Origin of the sequence: Psychroflexus sediminis (assembly GCF_900099815.1) — a bacterium.
In the GTDB taxonomy this organism is placed as follows: domain Bacteria; phylum Bacteroidota; class Bacteroidia; order Flavobacteriales; family Flavobacteriaceae; genus Psychroflexus; species Psychroflexus sediminis.
In genome coordinates this window covers 72,688-92,245 of record NZ_FNCW01000004.1, presented here as the reverse complement: position 1 = coordinate 92,245, position 19,558 = coordinate 72,688, and the positions used below count along the sequence as shown (strand labels likewise).

Here is a 19,558-nt window from a genome sequence, read left to right as displayed (position 1 = left end):
TAAAATTAAAACTTAATCAGATAAAAGCATCTAATTTTCACAAATCAATCACATCTCAAATTAAAAGTTCTATATAATGATTAGTTTTGGTAAAAATTAATATTATGTCTAAGTTCAAATTCTATACCAGTTTTTTATTAATGTTCATTATTGTAAGTTGTGGTACTAATCCGTTTACAGGAAAAAGCACCCTGGCATTGGTTCCGAACTCACAAATCTTACCGATGTCTTTTCAGCAGTATAATAAAGTTTTGGAGGAAAGCGATGTCGTCAAAGAAGGCGAAGAGGCTCAAATGATTCAAAGAGTAGGTTTCAAAATAGCCAATGCTGCCGAACGTTGGCTTAATGAAAATGGATATCCGAATTACACCGATAATTACAAATGGGAATTTAGCCTAATAAAAGATGATCAAAAAAATGCCTGGGCTATGCCCGGAGGTAAAGTGGCTTTTTATACAGGTATTTTGCCGGTGGCCAAAAATGAGGCTGGAGTAGCGGCAATTATGGGTCATGAGGTGGCTCACGCGCTAGCTAATCACGGTCAGCAACGCATGAGTGCTGGGCAGATACAGCAGGCTGCAGGTGCTGTGGGTATGCTTGCATTAGGTGACGATCAGGAAAGTCAGCAGCTTTTTGCAACGGCTTACGGGATAGGATCTCAGGTAGGATTTATGCTGCCTTTTAGTAGAAAACATGAAACAGAAGCAGACAGGATTGGAATAAAATTGATGGCTATTGCCGGCTATAATCCTGAAGAGGCTGTAGACCTCTGGCAGCGAATGAAGGATGCTTCTGAGGGTGCAGGGCCTCCCGAATTTCTGAGTACACACCCTTCTTATAATGAGCGTATAGAGAATCTACAGGATTGGGTTGATGATGCAAAACGGACAGCTGCAAAATATGGAGTGACTTCTTTTCAAAATTAAGTTTTGAAAATGAACTCTCTAAAAAAGGGACATCAAAAACTTATATATGCCTGGGCGTTTTACGACTGGGCTAATTCTGTTTATCCCTTAGTCATTAGTTCAGCTATTTTTCCTATCTACTACGGAGCACTTACTCTTGTTAAAAACGATCAGGGGATTGTTGTAAACGATACCGTACACTTCTTAGGCTACAGTTTAAATAATGATGCGCTAATCAGTTATGTGACCGGTTTGGCTTTTATCCTTATTTCTGTTTTGAGTCCACTTCTTGGGGGTATGGCAGATTATATCGGCAACAAGAAAAATTTCATGAAGTTTTTCAATTATTTAGGCGCTACAGCCTGCATGGGTTTATTCTGGTTTTCTATCGATAATCTGTGGTTTGGTTTGATCTGCTATTTTTTTGGATTAGTTGGATTTTGGGGAAGTATCGTCTTCTACAATTCGTATTTGCCGGATATCGCCTTCAGAGATCAACAGGATAAAGCATCTGCAAAAGGATTTTCATTAGGCTATATAGGCAGTGTTATTCTACTTCTTATCTGCCTTGTTTTAATCCTGTTTTACGATACCTTTGGATTTGAAAGTGAATCGCTTCCTACCCGTCTCTCATTTATTTTGACAGGAATCTGGTGGATAGGCTTTAGCCAGTATACTTACGCCTATTTGCCCAAAGGAAACCGAAAAGGAAAGGCGAGAACCAAAGATTTAATACTGAATGGTTTCAGAGAATTAAAAACCACTTACAAAAAAATAAAATCTTCCTTTGGCTTTGAGCCTTATCTTCAGGCCTTTTTTGTATACAGCATGGCGGTACAGACCATTATGCTGATTGCCACCTACTTTGGTGTAGGCGAAATACAGTGGGCAGAAGGAGGGTCAACTACAGGACTTATAGTGAGCATTCTTTTGATTCAACTTGTTGCAATTGTTGGAGCAAATGCGGCTTCTAAACTTGCGGGGAAGTTCGGAAATATCAATATTCTGATCGCCATTAATTTAATTTGGATAGGGATCTGTATTTATGCGTTTTTTATTACGCAACCCCTTCAATTTTACATCACCGCTTTTTTTGTTGGGCTGGTTATGGGAGGTATTCAGTCTTTGTCCAGGTCAACTTACTCCAAGTATATTCCGGAAGATGAAAAAGACACCGCCTCTTTTTTTAGTTTTTATGAAGTTACCGAAAAGATAGGGATTGTAATCGGCATGTTCATGTACGGATTTATTGCGCAGGTGACGGGCAGCATTAGAAATGCTATTTTATTTTTAATTCTTTTTTTTGCCGGTGGCATTTTCTTACTTTTTAGACTTAAAATGAAAATCAAAACCTAACGTATGGCATTTCTTTGGCACCTTACAGCAGTAGAATTAAAAGATAAAGTCCTGGTGACTGGCACTGTCCTGAAAAATGAGACTGCTATTGATAAATCACCACGTTCGATTCTTGCCAATGCGTGGAATGTGCTGAGTTCTTATCGAAAAAAAGCTTACAAAAGAAAGCGTATTTCTATTGAGACGCAAGACCAGACTTTTAGCGTGGAAACCAATAAAAGGGGTTATTTTTTTGAAATCTTACCGATTGGAAATCTTGATGATTTCAAAATATATGATGAGACGAAAAACCTGCTCAGCATTGATCAAGTACACCCTTATTATTTCAAAAAGCACTCTACTCCCATAGAAATCATTTCTGATATAGATGATACAGTGATTCACTCGCATACCGCCTCAGCTTTAAAGCGAATTTTAACGATTTTATTCAAAAGACCAAAACGTAGAAACAAGATATTATTCAGTAATGCTTTACTAGATTTTTTCGACGAAAATAAGTTCAGAATAGCTTATTTATCCAAGAGTGAAAGCAACTTGTTTGGATTAATAACGGCCATTTTTAGAGCCAGAGAAATTCCCAGTGGTCCTTTGTTTTTAACCTCTTATCTTAAGTTTAAAGCCCTGTTTAAGCCCAAAAAAGGTAAACATAAACAGGATTTCCTTCATCAGCTCATTTCCAATTTACCAGATAAAAAATTTATTTTAATGGGGGATGATACCCAGAGAGATATGGATGTATATACTGAAGTTGTTAATCTTTATAAGGATAGGATTATTAAAGTTTACATCAGACAAACTACATTTACAGTAAACGAAAAGCAGACGAAACAATGGGAAACACTCCAGGATACAGGCGTGGATTGTATGTATTTTCAAGATGATGACGATATCAATGATGAAATTGAAAAGTTAGAAGAATCTTTAAGACTCATATGATGGAAATTCTATTAGTCATTAACCCCGTCTCCGGGGATATAAACAAATCCGACTTCCTTGATTTTGCCAAGCGGGCGATGTCAAAATCGAAGATTGATTACCATTTGTATAAAACAACAGGGGATAAGGATTGTGAGGAATTAGATCAATTGATTGACATTTATTCTCCTGAAAAAGTGATTATTGCCGGAGGTGACGGCACTTTAAATATGTTTTTGAAACCTCTGATCAAGCATAATGTTAAAGTCGGCTTTATACCAATGGGTTCTGCTAACGGGATGGCAGTGGAGCTGGACCTGACAGATTCTATAGAGGATTTGCTGATAAAATTTATAACTTCTAAAAAGACTAAATCCCTGGATGTTCTTTCGATAAACGATTCCCATTTATTACTTCATTTAGGAGATATTGGAGCTAATGCGAACCTGGTCGCAAATTACGATAAAGATGAAAGCCGGGGCATGTTTACTTATGCCAGGCACTTTTGGTCAGAATTTAAAAATCTAAAAAGCTTTGAGTTTGATATTAAAACAGACCAAAAGGAGTATGAGAGAAAAGGAGTAATGTTAGCCATTTGTAATGGTAAAAAATTCGGCACAGGCATTCCGTTGAATTCTGTTGGTAAAATGGACGATGGCTTATTCGAATTTGTGGTGGTAAAAGCGATTGACTTTTCAGACTTATTGAAAGGGGCTTTATCCAAATTTGATGACGAATATGAAATAGAAAATCTGGAAACCATACAAGCTAAAACAGCCACCGTAAAACTAAAACAACCTAAATTACTCCAAATTGATGGCGAAGTGGTGGAGGAGTTTACAGAATTTCATATTAAAGTATTATCAAAAGCACTGAGGTTTATTCAATAAAAAAACGCCAGCTCAATTGAGCTGGCGTTTTTGATACTAAAATGTGTTGCTTTATTGCCCTTCTTTAAAAGATTCAAACTCACTTGTTATATTTTCTCTTGGCCAAACATTGTTTGATGTATCTACATCTGCAGTTTCCTGATTTGGATCCACGACTATTTTTACGATTTCTTTTTCAGACAGGACCGTTTTTTTGACTTCAGAGTCATTTTTTCTCCAGACTTGAACAGGGTACCTGAACATTTTTGAAGTTCCGTCTGCATACTGAAATTCTACGATAATCGGCATCACCAAACCACCTGGCTTGTTGAAGGTGATTTCATAAATATGTTTAGGGGTTTTCATAGCTTCAATCTGATCTAGAGTGAAGTTATCCATTAAATACTCACGAAGCTTTGGAGCATTCTTTAAAGGGTCACCTTCTTTCATGGAAGCCTCGAAACTCTCACTATCTTCAGTTAGCAAATAAACAGCATCCTCTGTACGCGGATCATTTTCGGGATCATCAATACCATATCTTGCTAAAAGAGCTTTGCCTTCTACTGTAGGATTGCTGGTCAAGAAATAGGTTTTGACATCTTCCACGCCTATATCAACATAGTCTGTGGTATAGAACCAGCCTCTCCAATACCAATCCAATTCTACTGCTGAAGCATCTTCCATTGTTCTGAAGAAATCTTCAGGAGTTGGGTGTTTGAATTTCCATCTTTGAGCAAAGGTTTTAAAAGAATAATCGAATAAATCATGACCCATAACAGTCTCTCTTAAAATATTTAAGGCTGTAGCTGGCTTCCCGTAAGCATTGTTGCCAAGTTGATAAACCTGCTCCGGATTGGTCATAATGGGCGAGATGTATTCTTGATTTCCCTTCATATAATTTACGATTTTGGAAGGTTCACCACGTCTTGAAGGATATTTTTCATAAACCTGATCATTACCTTGTAAGACCTCAGGATAAGTATCTGCAAATTCTTGCTCTGCCAGGTATTGCATAAAGGTGTTTAGACCTTCGTCCATCCATCCCCACTGTCTTTCGTCACTATTCACAATCATAGGAAAGAAATTATGTCCAACCTCATGAATAATAACACTCATCATACCAAATTTAACACGATCTGAAACAAAGCCTTCCTCGTTTGGTCTTCCGTAATTCCAGCAAATCATAGGGTATTCCATTCCCTGGCTTTTGGCATGAACCGAAATGGCTTTGTGGTAAGGGTATTGAAAAGTATAATCACTATAGGTTTTCAAAGTACTCGCCACCGCTCTTGTTGACCAGTCCTCCCATAACGGGTTACCTTCTTTGGGATAAAGAGATACAGCCATGACGTCTTTGTCACCAACTTTCACAGCCATCATATCCCAAATAAATTTTCTTGAGGTTGCAAAACCAAAATCTCTTACCATTTCAGCTTCAAATTCCCAGGTTTTAGTTTTGGTAGCATTCCTTTTTTCATTGGCAATCGCTTCCTCTTCTGTGACAATGATCACTGGCTCATCATAAGTCTCTTTTGCTCTTTCGTAGCGTTCCATCATGACTTTACTGAAGACTTCGTCTCTGTTCTGGAGTTTTCCGGTAGCATCCAAAATGTGATCTTCCGGGACGGTAATTGTTACCTTATAGTCTCCAAAAGGCAAAGACCATTCACCACTTCCCCAAAACTGATAATTCTGCCATCCTTCTTTGTCATTGTAAACAGCCATTCTAGGGAAAAACTGTGCCATCACGTAAGCTCTGTTGTCGTCTTCTTCAAAATACTCATAACCAGAGCGTCCTCCGTTTACTGTGTGGTTGTTGATTAAATAGTCCCATTCAATAGAAAATTCGAAGGCTTCACCGGGCATAAGTGGTTCTTCCAAATCCACTCTCATCATCGTATAATTGATAGTGTAAGGCAGAGGCTCTCCATCCTGATGTACTTTTTTGATATTAAAACCACCGTCAAAAGCGGGCTCCATATAGGAACTTACAAAGCTGCCTGCGGGAGTAACAGGAGCAAATTCGCTGCTGTTTCTTTCCTTAGAAGGGCTGTCTTTTGCTCTAACATTTTGATCCAGCATCACCCATAGGTAGTCTAGTTTATTGGGTGAATTATTGGTGTAAGTAATGGTTTCCTTTCCGTAAAGCATCGTGTTTTCATCATCCAGAATGATATCCATCTCATAGTCTGCGGTATTTTGATAATATTGATGTCCTGGAGCACCAGAGGCTGTTCTGTAAACATTGGGAGTGGCAAACTCATCGTAAAGTTGTTTAAACTTGTTTTGATTGGTATGGCCTGTTTGCTTTTCTTCTTTTTGCTGTTCCTGAGCATATCCGGAAATGGATAAGACAAAAACAGATAATAAAAGACTTGTGTATTTAATCAAATTCATAAGGAGTACGTGTTATAATTTAGTGTTATAATTAATGGTTCGCTTTGAAATATCTTTTTCAAGGATAAAACTTTTTTTGAAATTATCAGATTTGAAATGAATCATGTTTTTTTGTTCTTCAAATAAATCAGTCAGTATTAAGTTTTCGACTCTTAAGGCTTCAAAAAACTCTAAGTTTTCAACTTCTAAAAACAGATATATCATATCGTCTTCATATTTTCTTCCAAGATAGTTGAAATCCAATGCTCCGGTTTTGGTTTCTAAACTGAATTTATCCCTAAGGTACTTTTCAATGTAAACATCTATTTCTTCGACTTCCAGACTTGGAATAAGTTTAAAATCCTTGTCATATCTTTTGTTGAGAACCTCCTCAAAATCATCTATAAAAACCCTGGAAATAACCTGGAGACTTTTTTCTTTCTGGATATAAGTAATGTCAGTTACACTGAGATAGAATTCGTGATAAATTGTCGTTGCGGAAGTCAGTGTTAACCAAAGGATCAGGCTTGTAAAAAATTTCATTCGGTAATGTCTTTTAATTTCAGGTAAGCGATAGCTTTAAGTTTGAGTTCATCTATCATGGCTAAAGGATCATTTTGATTCACGATAGACATTGTATTTTGATCTTCGGCGCAAAAATAGGCGAAATCTTCTATATATGCCTTTGGTATACTTAAATCTTTAGTGATAAGATCAGGGGTTACTTTTCTCAGTACCTTATTTTTATTGGATTGAACAATAGCGTTTTCCTTTCTTTTTTTAAGCATCTTGGTTTCACCGCTCATCCAGTTGATCAACGGAGCTAAAGGAATACCACCAGAACTTGTACTCGCGGTATAAATCTCTCTATCTATTTTATCTAATTGTCTTGGAACACCAAAACCAAATTGCCTCTGATCAATAAAATCAACTTGAACTTGAGCAATATCCTGACTTAAATCTCCAGTTAAATCATATTGGTTGATAGTTACTTCAGGAAGTTCATTTATCTGCATTTCTAAAAAAATAGACGTAGAGGTTTTTAAATTGTTTTCTTCGACTTGCAGAATATAAGTTCTGTGTTGCAAGGAGGTGAACAAAATCGAATCTCCAATACGGGCTCTTATTTCATAGTTACCGTCGGGATTGGATACGCTGCCAATTTCTTGGTTGATATTGATCACATTTACCTGGTAGTCACTAATTGAATCTGCATAAATCCGACCTTTCAAAAAGCTGTCCTGAGCCGTTAGAAGGCAAGGTGAAATCAGAACTAGAAAAAGGAGCCTCTTCAAATTAATCTTTAGCTTTAAATTCTTTCGACTTTTCCACAAGGAATCCTATAAGATCTAATTCATTTCCTTTCTGAAGCATATTTTTGGTGAGTCCTTGGTCTTCCACGAAAAAGATGAATTCGTTTATACGGTCTTCATCAATATCTAGGTTTTCTTTAAAGAAAGAATCTTTATACATCTTTCTTACCATAACGTCAACGTTTTTTGGAAGCCTGTGGTCTTCAGCAACTTCTTTGGAGGACAAGATGGCTCTGAAAATATTGGCGATATTAAGCCCGTCTTTAATAAAACGCTGTTCTGTAGTGTAATTCTCAGTTAAGGTTTGTGACCTGATGTAAGGTTGATCCCCCTCATATTCATTAATCACGGTTTCTGCTTCAGGTGCCGCATAAAAATTAGTTTTTACCTTTCTAGCATCTACTTCAATATTTCCTTCAAGATCGTATGGTCTTACGATGACTTCATCCAAAGTATTAATTTCATCATTGATTTTGACGGTGAACTTTCTATTATTGATAATATTTTCGTCGATAATAACAATGAAATTTTGATATTGAATAGATTCAAATCTCAGTCTATCTCCCTCTCTTACTGGGATTCCAAATTGACCATATTCATTAGTTACTGTCCCTTGTTTTGAATTTTGATTGATAATCTCAATTTGAGAAGCTTCACCATCCAATGGAACAATCACTTCTCCGGCTACAAAAACTCTATTGTCTATTTGCGCAGTCAGGTTTTGAATTAAAAAAAGCAGGATAAAGGTAGAGATAAGTCTCATATGTTATTTTTTGTACAATCTACTTAAAAATTCAGATACGCAATCCTAATTTTGCTACTAAAGTTATGTTAACTGAGTTCAATTCAACTAAAGTTCCTGTTTTATGCAAGCCATTATCGCCAGTACATCCACTGTTCATGGAAGTTCGTATTTAGACTATTTAAAACCGACTCTGAAGAATCATTTCCATGATAGTGAAGAAGTTTTGTTTATTCCCTTTGCGAGACCTGGAGGAATTTCTCATGAAGATTACACCGCAAAAGCTTCGCAGGGCTTAAAATCCTGCGTGAAATCTGTGAAAGGTCTGCATGAGTTTTCAGACATGAAACAGGCAATTTCAGAAGCTAAAGCCATTTTTGTAGGTGGAGGAAATACTTTTTTATTAGTCAAGCAACTGCACGAGCTCGATTTGATGAAGACTTTAAAAAGGAGCATTGAGCATGGAGCAAGATATCTTGGGACCAGTGCCGGAAGCAATATTTGTGGAGTATCCATGCAAACGACCAACGATATGCCAATTGTATATCCGCCTTCTTTTCAAGCCTTAGGAATTTTGGATTTTAACATCAACCCACACTATTTGGATGCAGACATGTCTTCAACCCACAAAGGAGAGACAAGAGAAACTCGAATTAAAGAGTTTCAAACTCTAAATTCCGAAATTGTTATAGGTCTTCGGGAAGGCAGCTGGATAAAAATCAATAATTTAGAAATCACATTAGAAGGCGCATTGCCAGCAAGGATTTTTGAACCCGGAAAACAAGCCTATGAATTAAATCCAAATAGACCTATTAAATTTTAAAAAATGGATTATCAAGCGATCTTAAATGTCATTCAAAAAGAATTTTCACCTGACGACGAAATGGGTAAGGTAGCGAGCTATATCCCAGAACTGGCAAAAGTGGATCCCCTTAAGTTTGGGGTTTACCTGTATTGTCAAAATGGAGATTCGTTTCAATTTGGAGACAGCCAGGAAAAATTTTCTATACAAAGTATTTCCAAAGTCTTTACCCTGACCATCGCCAAAGAATTGCTGGGGAGAGATTTGTGGAAACGCGTAGATGTTGAGCCATCGGGAACACCTTTTAATTCTCTAACAGAACTGGAAAGAGAAAGTGGAATACCAAGAAATCCGTTCATTAATGCGGGCTCTATTGTAGTAGCAGATGCTCTATTGTCTGTTTTGGATAATCCAAAGCGGGATCTGTTGAAGTTTGTGCGCAAACTTTGTGGAGATGATGATATTTTCTATGATGAGTCGATTTATAAAAGTGAAAGAAGTCATGGTTACCGGAACAAGGCCCTGGTCAATTACATGAAATCCCTTGGAAATATTGAAAATGACACAGACAAAGTCCTGGAATTTTATTTTTATCAGTGTTCTCTTGCCATGAATTGTGAGCAGCTCTCCAAAGCATTTATGCTTTTTGCCAATGAAGGCTTACATTTTCAGACCGGAGAAAAAGTGATAGACAAGCAGAGTGTCAAGCGTGTCAACTCCATCATGCAGACTTGCGGATTTTATGATGAAGCCGGAGAGTTTAGTTTTAGAGTAGGACTACCAGGCAAAAGTGGGGTAGGCGGCGGTATTGTAGCAGTACATCCGGAAAAATATGCCGTAGCGGTCTGGAGTCCAATGCTGAACGAGAAAGGAAATTCTGCCTTAGGAATGAAAGTTTTAGAACGGCTTACCACACTTACGGGTTTTTCAATTTTCTAAAAAGTCTTTTGTAAGTTTTAAAATTTTATGTTTCGCTGTTAACAAACAGACCAGTATATTTGCAGCATGATAATTTTACCTCTTTTTATTAGTGGCGCAGAAATCGTCTTTATCCTATTTATTCTGATAATGGTTTTCGGTGCTGATAAAATTCCGGAAATCGCTAGGTTTTTTGGAAAAACAATGAAGTCTTTCCGACACGCTACCGATGAAATCAAAACTGAAATCACCAAGCAAAAGAAAGACCATAACTTAGATTTTGACATTAAAAAAGAAGTTGAAGATCAGACCAGAACTTTAGACGATAAAACTTCAAAGTTAAAAGATGAGGTTGAAGATGCTATTGGTCCGATTAAAAGAAGGTTTTAATGGAGTTTAATCCTTTTCTTTGGGATTGGGAGTTGATGGTTTTTTTAAATAATTTGAGCCCTGATGGCTTGGATTCTTTTTGGTCATTTATCACCTATACCAAACATTGGTTGCCTTTTTATTTTTTTCTTTTGCTGCTGTTTTTTTATAAAGTTGACTATAGAAAAGGCTTTTTAGGAGTTTTAGTTTTATTGATCAGCGTAGGTTTTACCCATTTGCTTACGGAACTCACAAAATTTTTGGTGCAGAGAAACAGACCAAATCTCACCGAAGATATCATGGCTAATCTCAAAATCCTTTACGAACCTACCAATTTTAGTTTCTTTTCCGGCCATGCCTCAACTTCATTCGCAGCCACTGTATTTATCTATCTCGTTTTAAAATCTAGATATAAATACCTTGGCTTCATTTTTATTTGGCCCGTTCTTTTTTCATTAAGCCGGATTTTTGTCGGTGTTCATTTTCCGAGTGATGTCATCGTTGGAGCTTTTGTGGGAACACTAATCGCAATAATTTGTTCTAAGCTTTATGAAGCTTCCGAAAAAAAATTACTGAGTATAAGTTATCAAGATAATGCTTAGAATTGCCATACCGATTCCTACCCAGTTTTTGGTAATCACCCGTTCTCTAAAGAAGATGATACCCAGAATAGTGGAAAGCAATACAATGCTAACATTGTTGATGATGAAAATACTTGAGCTGTCAAGTCCGGGTATTCTTAGCGCCAGAATAAAAAAGTAAATAGAAAAATAATTTGGTATACCCAGGAGAAATCCACCTATTACATCTTTTGATTTAAAACCCGGTTTGTTAAGGTGTCTTCTAAGTCCAAAAACTATAAGTCCAGTCACAAAAGCAAAGAAAAAGGTAATGGCAGAAAAAAGAGAAACTTCGTCCTCCGGGACATAGGTGTTTTCTAGAAATTTAATGCTGCTTTCTATAATCCCGCTGCCTAAAAATACAAGCAAAGGAAAAATAAAGTATTTCATATCTATGCTTAAGCCGTCTTTCTTTCTCACCGATACCAGGTAGACCGACATTAGAGCCATAATAATCCCTATAATTTTTAATACTCCAAGCGATTCATTATAATATAAGATTACAAAAACCACGGGTATAGCTACACTCATTTTGCTGGCTACGGAGACCACAGACATTCCTCCTTTTTGAGTAGTGATTACCATGAGTGAAAAAACCAGTATGAACATGGCACCTAAAGCCATAGAGCCGTAAAACCAATCTTTGGATGTAACTGACCAAACTCCCTCAACAGAAAAATTTCCCTGGAGCATGAATCCGAGCACAAAGGCTATAAAATAATTGACAATTAAGGCGTTTAGCGTTGTAATGTTATACTTGCCGAAGAGCTTGAAAACGATATAAATTGCGCTGGAGGATAAAATACTTAGGATTAAGGCTATCAAAACAAATCCGTTTTTTTAGAAAATAATTGAGACACTTCTTCTTGACCCGCTTTTAGATGCCAGGTGTGAATGCCCAGTTGCTGTGCTGTCAGGATGTGTTCTAAGGTGTCGTCTATAAATAAAGTTTCCTCTGGTTTTAAATCATTCTTCTTCAAAACAAATTCAAAAATAGATTTGTCGGGTTTTCTAAAATTAATTTCATGCGAGAGGTAAAACCGATCAAAACAGGATTTAAACTCCTCGAAAACTGAAACATGTTCCTTCACCCAGTCGATGTGAAGCTCGTTTGTATTGCTGAGTAAAATTATTTTGTAAGCCTTGTTGGTTTTTAATTTTTTCAAAAAATCAAGCCGTTCTAAAGGAAAGTCAATTAAAATTGAGTTCCAGGCCTTCTTGAATTTTTCATCAGAAAGCCCGTCGAATTTTTCAGTATAGTGCTGGATAAATTCATTGGATGAAATCAATCCTTTTTCATAAGACTCATTGATTTTGAGGGTCTCAGAATCCAATTCAGAAATCCCCTGCTTCTTTAAATGCTTGGTAGTCGCAGATTTGTCCAGAGTGAGAAATACATCTCCGAAGTCAAATATGATGGTTTTAATCATTGTAAAAGTAATTCAGTTGATCGCCTTCTATCTCAGTTGTACGAGAGGCTTCTTTGTTTAATACCGGTGCCTTTATGCCCTTATCAATTTCATTCTGAGCCTTAAAAACTCTGGCTTCATCCCATAATCCTGCATCTATAAAACTCTGTAAAGTCCTGCTTCCGCCTTCAATGATGACAGATTGAAGTTCGAGCTGATGCAGCTTATCCAAGATTTGCGGCAGTGTGTCGCTATCGAAATCCAGAGGGGTAAAGCTTAAATTTTTCTGGTTCTCAGCTGTTAAGTTGCTGTGATGAAACACGACAGTGGGCTGCGAAGTATCCATTACCGATAGATGTTTTGGCAATTTTAAGGATTTATCCAGGACTATACGCGTAGGATTTTTTCCTGTCCAATGCCTGATATTCAGTTTTGGATTGTCCATCCTAGCCGTTTGGGTTCCTATTAAAATAGCCTGTTCTTCACTTCTCCATTTATGTACAAGCTGCTGAGAATAGGCATTGGTAATCCAGAAAATCACATCTTTTTTCTGATCAACAGGAGCGATAAAACCGTGCTTAGTTTCTGCCCACTTCAAGATGATGTAAGGTCTTTTTTTTCTGTGAAAGGTAAAAAAGCGCTTGTTCAAAAGTTCACATTTTTCTTCACAAACACCCACGACAACATTTCTTCCAGCAGCTAGTAATTTTTTGATACCCATGCCAGAAACTTTCGCAAAGGGATCTAGGGTTCCAATCACGATATTAGGAATTTTTTTGGCAATGATAAGATCACTGCAGGGCGGTGTCTTACCATAATGGCTGCAAGGTTCGAGCGTAACATAAAGCGTAGAGTTTTTCAGCAACGACTGGTCTTTAACAGCATGTATGGCTCTTACTTCGGCATGGGCATTACCTGCCTGTATGTGCCAGCCTTCACCTATAATTTGGTTGTTATGAACAATAACACAACCCACAAGTGGATTTGGGTATGTGGTTCCCAACCCATTTTTTGCCAACTCCAGGCATCTATTTATATAAAATTCATTTGTATTCACCGTGTAAAAATAGAAAAAGACTTAAGCATTCAACTCAGGTTTTATCTACTTTTTAAAATTTATACTGTTTATTTTTTTGGAGTTCATAAGTATTAAATTTAATTTTTTAAATAGATGTACCTGCAACTTTTAAATCATTTAATTTTGCCAGCAGGTATAGTAATTGTATAATAGCCTGTAAATTTAAAAATATCAAATCGTTCAACTGAAGACTAAAAATGACAGAAATAAGCATACGCCCAATTCAACAAAAAGATAATAGAAAAGTTGCTAAAATGATACGACATGTGCTTGTAGAGCAGGGAGCGCCAAAAGTGGGGACTGCTTATGAAGACAAGGCTTTAGATCAGCTTTTTGAAACATATCAGAAAGAAAGATCAGAATATTTTGTGTTGCTGGAAGGAGATGAAATCTTAGGCAGTGCTGGTATTTCACCCTTAGATAATGGAGATCCTGAAATTTGTGAACTTCAGAAAATGTATTTTGATCCTAGTGCCAGAGGACGGGGATTAGGGAGGCAGATGATGCAAAAGTGCCTCGACTTTGCCAAAGATCAGGGTTTTCAGGTGTGTTATATCGAAACTTTACTAAGCATGACTGCAGCTCAGAAACTCTATCAAAAAACAGGCTTTGAATATATTTCAGAGAGAATGGGCGATACGGGTCATTATTCCTGCACTATTTTTATGAAAAAAGAATTAAACTGATAAAGTGATGAAAAAAATCGCAATTATAGCTCATGATGGAAAAAAACCAGAAATGGTCAACTTCCTGAATAAAAATCTTGACCGACTTAAAAAGGTAGAACTCGTCGCCACTGGAACTACGGGAACTCATGTGAAAAATACAGGGCTTAAAGTTGAGAAAAAACTTTCTGGGCCTATAGGTGGGGATGCTCAGATTGCCGGTATGGCGGCGGAAAAAAAGTTGGCTATGATTTTATTTTTCAGGGATCCCCTTGGTAAGCATCCACACGAACCAGATGTGCAGATGCTGATGAGGATTTGTGATGTTCACAACATTCCCATCGCCACAAATCCAGCAACGGCTCAGCTGCTTATCGATGCTTTTTTTGAGGACTAGTCTTTTGGAATTGCATTTTCAATCAAATTCATAATCTCATCCGGACAGCGCATGGGTCTGCCGGTGGACTGCTTGACAAATACCAGGACAGTCTGCCCCAGGGTAAGCAGTTCTTCGTACTGATTCCTGATTTCATAATCAAACGTAATGGTTGCACTCGGTAACTGATAAAGGCCTGTCTTTACCATTAATATATCGCCAAATTTTGCTGGTTTTTTGTAATCTATTGTTAACTTATTCAAAGGCAACATCACTCCACTATCTTCCATTCTTTGATAATGCATCCCCATGATTCTTAACCAATCTACTCGGGCCTGTTCGAAATAAATAGGATAAACCGCGTGGTGTACCACGCCCATTTGGTCGGTTTCTGCATACCTAACTTCTATTGTTGAAGTGGTGGAAATCGGTTTTATTTCTTTATAATTTTTGCTCAAAATTTATCTATTAATATCTCTTTAAGTATAGGTAGAAAAAACTAGAATCTCAACATAAATTTAATTTTTTTATTAGAAAGTTTGTTTACATATTTGTCTTCCAAATAAAGTGTGTGCAACTTTATTTGAATTTAATTTTAATACAATATTTAAGTTTAACTATGTCAAAATCAGCAACTTCGGTCTGGGAGAACTGTCTTATCTTCATCAAAGATAACATCTCAGATCAAGCTTACAAAACTTGGTTTCAACCGATTAATGCTGTTAAACTCAATGACAACGCCTTAAGTATCCAAGTCCCCTCAAAATTCTTTTACGAGTGGCTGGAAGAGCATTATGTTGACCTGTTAAAAGTTGCCCTGACCAAAGAACTTGGGAAGGCTGCAAAACTGGTCTACGTGATTCGTATGGAAAATGCAGAAGGCAACAAACAACCTTTTACAGAAAAAATTCCCAGTACACAAAGGTCCAATGTTCATTCCCAGTCTGTAGATTTTCCTGCCAGGCAGAAAAATCCCGAGTTGAGAAATCCTTTTGTGATTCCAGGAATTAGAAATCTTAAAATAGACTCTCAGTTAAATTCAAATTATAGTTTCGACAATTTTCTGGAAGGCACTTCCAATAGATTAGCTAGATCTGCAAGCCTCGCTGTGGCCAATAAGCCGGGAGGAACTTCTTTTAATCCACTCCTTATCTTCGGCGGAGTAGGTCTGGGAAAAACTCACCTCGCACATGCCATTGGTTTGCAGGTAAAGGATAAGTTTCCCGAGAAAACTGTGCTCTATATCTCGGCCGATAAATTTACTCAACAGCATATCGACGCGGTTTCTAAAAATAACAGAAATGATTTTATTCATTTTTATCAAATTATAGATGTTCTTATTGTTGATGACATTCAATTGATTTCTGGTAAAAAAGGAACTCAAGATGTCTTTTTCCACATTTTCAACCATTTGCATCAAAATGGTAAACAGGTAATTTTGACCAGTGATAAAGCACCTGTAGATATGCAGGATATACAGCAGCGTCTTTTGTCGAGATTTAAATGGGGACTTTCGGCAGAACTGGAACAGCCGGATTATGAGACCCGAATTAAAATCATCAAAAATAAACTCTATAATGATGGAGTGGAAATGGCGGATGAAATTTTAGATTATATCGCCTCCAGGATTACTACCAATATCCGAGAATTGGAGGGTGCAATCATTTCGCTAATCGCTCATTCCTCATTTAGTAAAACTGAAATCACTATCGATCTTGCGGAGCAAATCGTTAAGAATTACGTCAAGAATAACAAAAAACCGATTTCTTTAGATGATATTCAAAATGTAGTAAGTGATTATTTTCATATTGAGCTTGATGAATTACAGTCCAAAAGCAGAAAGCGTAATGTCGTACAGGCCAGACAAATCGCTATGTATTTCGCTAAGGAAATCACTAAAACATCACTCACTAATATCGGCAGACATATTGGGCAGAGGGACCACTCTACCGTTTTGCATTCTTGTAAAATTGTTTCTAACCTGCAGGAATCTGACAAGCAGTTTCGTAAGTTTATTCAGGATCTTGAAGTTAAATTCAAGCAGCTATGACCAAAGTCTTGATGGTATGTTTAGGAAATATTTGTCGTTCTCCACTGGCGGAAGGCATTTTAAGATCTAAACTAGATTCCTCAAAATATGAAATAGATTCTGCGGGCACTTCAAATCAGCATGAAGGCTCTTTGCCAGATCAACGCTCCATAGAGGTTGCCAGAGACTATGGATTGGATATTACCAATCAGCGAAGCAGGCCTTTTGTGAAAGAAGATTTCAAAAGATTTGATCATATTTTTGTAATGGATACTTCCAATTATGAAGATATATTGGATTTAGCAGAAACTCAAGAAGACCGCAATAAGGTAAGTCTGATTTTAGATAAGATTTTTCCTGGTGAAAACGAAAGTGTACCAGACCCTTACCATAATTCGATAGATGGCTTTAAACAGGTGTATGAAATGTTAGAAGAATCCTGTTCTGTTATAGCTAAAGAATGGGATAAGTCTTAAATTTAGTTTCATAATAAAATCAAGACATGGGAAACGTTCAGAAAAAGGGTAAGCTTTATCTTATTCCAAATCGGCTTGGAGATCTGCCGCCTTTAGAAGTGCTTCCGCTTTCTATAAGAAAAGTGATAAACGAAATCGATCACTACATCGTTGAGAATGAAAAAGTAGCCAGGCATTTTATAAAAAAAATTGTGCCTTCTAAATCTCAGCCTAACCTAGAATTTAAACTTCTTAACAAATTTACTTCAGACTTAGAAATCCCCAGCTTTTTGGAAGCATGTGAGCAGGGGATCAATATGGGTTTGCTGTCTGATGCCGGTTGTCCTGGTGTTGCAGACCCTGGAGCCCAGGTGGTTGCACTGGCACATCAAAACAACATCCAGGTGGTTCCTTTGGTTGGGCCATCTTCTATTTTGCTGGCTCTGATGTCCAGCGGACTCAACGGTCAAAGTTTTACTTTTCACGGCTACCTGCCCATAGACAATCAGGAGCGCAAGCATCTCGTAAAGAAAATTGAGAAAACTTCCTTAGAACAGAATCAGGCCCAGATTTTTATTGAAACGCCTTACAGAAATAATAAATTATTGATCAGTCTTATTTCGACCTTACAGGCTTCTACCAGGATATGTGTTGCTGTAGACCTTACCTTATCTACAGAGTTTATAAAAACACAAACCGCGGCTGAATGGAAGAAAACTTCCATAGATTTGCATAAAAGACCTGCGATTTTCTTAATTCAGGGCTAGTTACACATTTTATTTTCAAACCATATTCAGTTGGATAAAGACGCTTACAAAACCATAGAACAATCTGGTCCTGAAGTGCTTCTTAAGGAAAAAGCAAGTAAATTCTTTGGCTATTCCTTTCCAGTACACACTGAAGAAGAGGTTGAATCTGCCCTAATAGAGTTAAGGTCCAAACACAATAAAGCGGGTCATTTCTGCTATGCCTGGCAAATAGGTGAAAATTATGAACATTTCAGAGTCAATGACGATGGCGAACCCTCCAATTCTGCAGGAATGCCCATTCTGGGTCAGTTGCAAAATTTTGAGGTTACCAATAGTTTGGTGGTTGTGGTCAGATATTTTGGAGGCACCAAGCTGGGTGTAGGTGGTTTGATTTCTGCTTATAAGACCGCAGCAAAAATGGCCTTGGAAAGCAGCAAACTTATTTCTAAAACGATTGACCTTAATTTTGATGTAGTTTGCCAGTACGATCTAATGAATTTGGTGATGAGGTTGGTTAAGGAATATGACTTAGTTATTGTAGAGCAGGATCTGAAGCTGGACTGCCGATTTAAAATTGCGGTGAGGAAAAAGGAGTTTGATAAAATTTACGAGAAGTTTGATGCGGTTTTTGGTTTTGAAGTTTCCAGTAAATATAAGTCAGAAGAAGAATGACAAATTTGAAAAGCCTTAGAAATGCATTTTTAGAGGACCTTTCTTCTGTTTACGAGCGAGAGGAGGCAGCAACTTTTTTTTCCTGGCTTGCAGAAGACCTATTCGATTTAAAAACCTATGATCTGTTGCTTAAAACCGAAGCTGATCTCAGTGAAAGTCAACTTCAGAAATTTGAAGAGGCCAAAAAAAGAATGAAGGATGAAGAACCTATTCAATATATTTTAGGTCATACCGAATTTTTTGGTTTGAAACTGGAAGTCAATCCCCATGTTTTAATTCCAAGACCAGAAACAGAACAGCTTGTAGAATGGGTGCTGGAAGACTACCAGTCTTCCAGGCTTCAGCTGACTCTTCTAGATTTAGGAACCGGAAGCGGCTGTATTCCCATCGCCCTGGCCAAACACCTGCATCAGGTCAAGATTAAAGCACTAGATATTTCTGCTGAAGCATTAAAAATAGCCGCATCAAATTTATCGGTATGTCTTGGACAGACAGGTTCTAAAAAAAAGGGATCATCACTAGAATTTGTCCATGCCGATGTCTTGAAACTCGATCAGCTTCCGGAAGCAGACATCCTGGTGTCCAATCCGCCTTATGTGAAGTTTGATGAGCAAAGGCAAATGAAAGCTAATGTATTGAAAAATGAGCCGCATCTGGCCTTGTTTGTTGACAATGACGACCCTCTTGTATTTTACAGAAAAATAGCTGTATTAGCTTCAAAAATGAATAAAAAACCAGTGCTTTACCTGGAAATCAATCAATATTTAGCTGAAGAAACCTGTCACTTATTTAAAGATTTTGGTTTTCAGCATATTGAGCTGAGGAAAGATTTTAGGGGGAATGATAGAATGCTAAAAGCTTATTAAACTTAGTTGAATGCTTGTTTTGAAGACTGGTTTTTAAAGATTTTAGTTTAAATTTAAATCTTTTACCAACGTCA

The 19,558-nt window shown here is 37.3% G+C and carries 23 protein-coding genes; 15 read left to right on the top strand and 8 right to left on the bottom strand.

Features of this window, described 5'->3' with window-relative positions:
- Positions 1 to 104: 104 nt before the first annotated feature.
- The 4 genes from BLP81_RS04815 to BLP81_RS04800 are packed head-to-tail and all read left to right on the top strand — an operon-like array spanning position 105 to position 4,066.
- Complete coding sequence (locus BLP81_RS04815) at positions 105 to 926, top strand: M48 family metallopeptidase (protein ID WP_093366380.1); 822 nt, start codon at positions 105 to 107, stop codon at positions 924 to 926.
- Positions 927 to 935: 9 nt separating this feature from the next.
- Positions 936 to 2,261, top strand: coding sequence for an MFS transporter (locus BLP81_RS04810; RefSeq protein ID WP_093366378.1), 1,326 nt, complete (start codon positions 936 to 938; stop codon positions 2,259 to 2,261).
- 3 nt (positions 2,262 to 2,264) lie between these two features.
- A complete protein-coding gene (locus tag BLP81_RS04805; protein ID WP_093366376.1) occupies positions 2,265 to 3,197 on the top strand; it encodes a phosphatase domain-containing protein in 933 nt (310 codons plus the stop codon).
- The gene (locus BLP81_RS04800) at positions 3,197 to 4,066 is read left to right on the top strand and encodes a diacylglycerol/lipid kinase family protein (RefSeq protein WP_093366374.1); all 870 of its coding nucleotides are present in this window, start codon (positions 3,197 to 3,199) and stop codon (positions 4,064 to 4,066) included. Before BLP81_RS04805 ends, BLP81_RS04800 begins: the two co-directional genes overlap by 1 nt.
- A 51-nt stretch (positions 4,067 to 4,117) precedes the next feature.
- Here BLP81_RS04800 and BLP81_RS04795 read toward each other — a convergent pair whose 3' ends face one another.
- From BLP81_RS04795 to BLP81_RS04780, 4 genes are all read right to left on the bottom strand, one after another.
- Positions 4,118 to 6,442, bottom strand: coding sequence for a M1 family metallopeptidase (locus BLP81_RS04795; RefSeq protein WP_093366371.1), 2,325 nt, complete (start codon positions 6,440 to 6,442; stop codon positions 4,118 to 4,120).
- Between the two features lie 12 nt (positions 6,443 to 6,454).
- Positions 6,455 to 6,964 (bottom strand): DUF6702 family protein, encoded by a 510-nt coding sequence (locus tag BLP81_RS04790; RefSeq protein ID WP_093366365.1) that lies wholly within the window; start codon positions 6,962 to 6,964, stop codon positions 6,455 to 6,457.
- Positions 6,961 to 7,653: a hypothetical protein gene (locus BLP81_RS04785; RefSeq protein ID WP_245686411.1), complete on the bottom strand. Its 693-nt coding sequence runs from the start codon at positions 7,651 to 7,653 to the stop codon at positions 6,961 to 6,963. The genes BLP81_RS04790 and BLP81_RS04785 overlap by 4 nt, the downstream gene beginning before the upstream one ends.
- 64 nt (positions 7,654 to 7,717) lie before the next feature.
- Entirely contained in the window at positions 7,718 to 8,497 is a 780-nt protein-coding gene (locus BLP81_RS04780; RefSeq protein WP_093366359.1) for a hypothetical protein, read from the bottom strand.
- A gap of 103 nt (positions 8,498 to 8,600) precedes the next feature.
- Between BLP81_RS04780 and pepE the strand changes: the two genes are divergently transcribed.
- The 4 genes from pepE (at position 8,601) to BLP81_RS04760 (ending at position 11,167) form a co-directional block, all read left to right on the top strand.
- The gene (gene pepE / locus BLP81_RS04775) at positions 8,601 to 9,299 is read left to right on the top strand and encodes a dipeptidase PepE (protein WP_093366357.1); all 699 of its coding nucleotides are present in this window, start codon (positions 8,601 to 8,603) and stop codon (positions 9,297 to 9,299) included.
- Positions 9,300 to 9,302: 3 nt separating this feature from the next.
- Positions 9,303 to 10,217 (top strand): glutaminase, encoded by a 915-nt coding sequence (locus BLP81_RS04770; RefSeq protein ID WP_093366354.1) that lies wholly within the window; start codon positions 9,303 to 9,305, stop codon positions 10,215 to 10,217.
- A gap of 66 nt (positions 10,218 to 10,283) precedes the next feature.
- Positions 10,284 to 10,586, top strand: a complete 303-nt coding sequence (locus BLP81_RS04765) for a Sec-independent protein translocase subunit TatA/TatB (RefSeq protein ID WP_093366352.1) — start codon at positions 10,284 to 10,286, stop codon at positions 10,584 to 10,586.
- On the top strand, positions 10,586 to 11,167 hold the full coding sequence (locus BLP81_RS04760) for a phosphatase PAP2 family protein (protein ID WP_093366349.1): 582 nt from the start codon (positions 10,586 to 10,588) through the stop codon (positions 11,165 to 11,167). Before BLP81_RS04765 ends, BLP81_RS04760 begins: the two co-directional genes overlap by 1 nt.
- On the opposite strand, the gene BLP81_RS04755 is transcribed toward BLP81_RS04760, so the two are convergent.
- From BLP81_RS04755 to ribD, 3 genes are read right to left on the bottom strand one after another with little or no spacing between them, the layout of a single operon-like run.
- On the bottom strand, positions 11,135 to 12,010 hold the full coding sequence (locus tag BLP81_RS04755; RefSeq protein WP_093366346.1) for an EamA family transporter: 876 nt from the start codon (positions 12,008 to 12,010) through the stop codon (positions 11,135 to 11,137). The two genes, BLP81_RS04760 and BLP81_RS04755, sit on opposite strands and share 33 nt — an antisense overlap.
- On the bottom strand, positions 12,007 to 12,615 hold the full coding sequence (locus BLP81_RS04750) for an HAD family hydrolase (protein ID WP_093366343.1): 609 nt from the start codon (positions 12,613 to 12,615) through the stop codon (positions 12,007 to 12,009). The genes BLP81_RS04755 and BLP81_RS04750 overlap by 4 nt, the downstream gene beginning before the upstream one ends.
- Positions 12,608 to 13,651, bottom strand: a complete 1,044-nt coding sequence (gene ribD, locus BLP81_RS04745) for a bifunctional diaminohydroxyphosphoribosylaminopyrimidine deaminase/5-amino-6-(5-phosphoribosylamino)uracil reductase RibD (protein ID WP_093366340.1) — start codon at positions 13,649 to 13,651, stop codon at positions 12,608 to 12,610. Before ribD ends, BLP81_RS04750 begins: the two co-directional genes overlap by 8 nt.
- Before the next feature lie 218 nt (positions 13,652 to 13,869).
- Between ribD and BLP81_RS04740 the strand changes: the two genes are divergently transcribed.
- Together BLP81_RS04740 and BLP81_RS04735 are read left to right on the top strand one after the other, a co-directional pair.
- The gene (locus tag BLP81_RS04740; protein ID WP_093366337.1) at positions 13,870 to 14,358 is read left to right on the top strand and encodes a GNAT family N-acetyltransferase; all 489 of its coding nucleotides are present in this window, start codon (positions 13,870 to 13,872) and stop codon (positions 14,356 to 14,358) included.
- A gap of 7 nt (positions 14,359 to 14,365) precedes the next feature.
- Entirely contained in the window at positions 14,366 to 14,734 is a 369-nt protein-coding gene (locus BLP81_RS04735; RefSeq protein ID WP_093366335.1) for a methylglyoxal synthase, read from the top strand.
- Here the strand turns inward: BLP81_RS04735 and BLP81_RS04730 are convergent.
- Positions 14,731 to 15,171 carry an acyl-CoA thioesterase gene (locus BLP81_RS04730; protein ID WP_093366332.1) on the bottom strand — a complete coding sequence of 147 codons (441 nt, stop codon included), beginning with the start codon at positions 15,169 to 15,171 and terminating at the stop codon, positions 14,731 to 14,733. The genes BLP81_RS04735 and BLP81_RS04730 overlap by 4 nt on opposite strands.
- A gap of 161 nt (positions 15,172 to 15,332) precedes the next feature.
- Between BLP81_RS04730 and dnaA the strand changes: the two genes are divergently transcribed.
- The 5 genes from dnaA to prmC are packed head-to-tail and all read left to right on the top strand — an operon-like array spanning position 15,333 to position 19,484.
- Entirely contained in the window at positions 15,333 to 16,763 is a 1,431-nt protein-coding gene (dnaA, locus tag BLP81_RS04725; protein ID WP_093366329.1) for a chromosomal replication initiator protein DnaA, read from the top strand.
- A complete protein-coding gene (locus tag BLP81_RS04720) occupies positions 16,760 to 17,218 on the top strand; it encodes a low molecular weight protein-tyrosine-phosphatase (RefSeq protein ID WP_093366326.1) in 459 nt (152 codons plus the stop codon). The genes dnaA and BLP81_RS04720 overlap by 4 nt, the downstream gene beginning before the upstream one ends.
- A gap of 26 nt (positions 17,219 to 17,244) precedes the next feature.
- Positions 17,245 to 17,964: an SAM-dependent methyltransferase gene (locus tag BLP81_RS04715; RefSeq protein WP_093366323.1), complete on the top strand. Its 720-nt coding sequence runs from the start codon at positions 17,245 to 17,247 to the stop codon at positions 17,962 to 17,964.
- A 30-nt stretch (positions 17,965 to 17,994) separates the two neighbouring features.
- On the top strand, positions 17,995 to 18,618 hold the full coding sequence (locus BLP81_RS04710; RefSeq protein WP_093366320.1) for an IMPACT family protein: 624 nt from the start codon (positions 17,995 to 17,997) through the stop codon (positions 18,616 to 18,618).
- On the top strand, positions 18,615 to 19,484 hold the full coding sequence (prmC, locus tag BLP81_RS04705) for a peptide chain release factor N(5)-glutamine methyltransferase (RefSeq protein WP_093366317.1): 870 nt from the start codon (positions 18,615 to 18,617) through the stop codon (positions 19,482 to 19,484). The genes BLP81_RS04710 and prmC overlap by 4 nt, the downstream gene beginning before the upstream one ends.
- Positions 19,485 to 19,558: the final 74 nt, after the last annotated feature.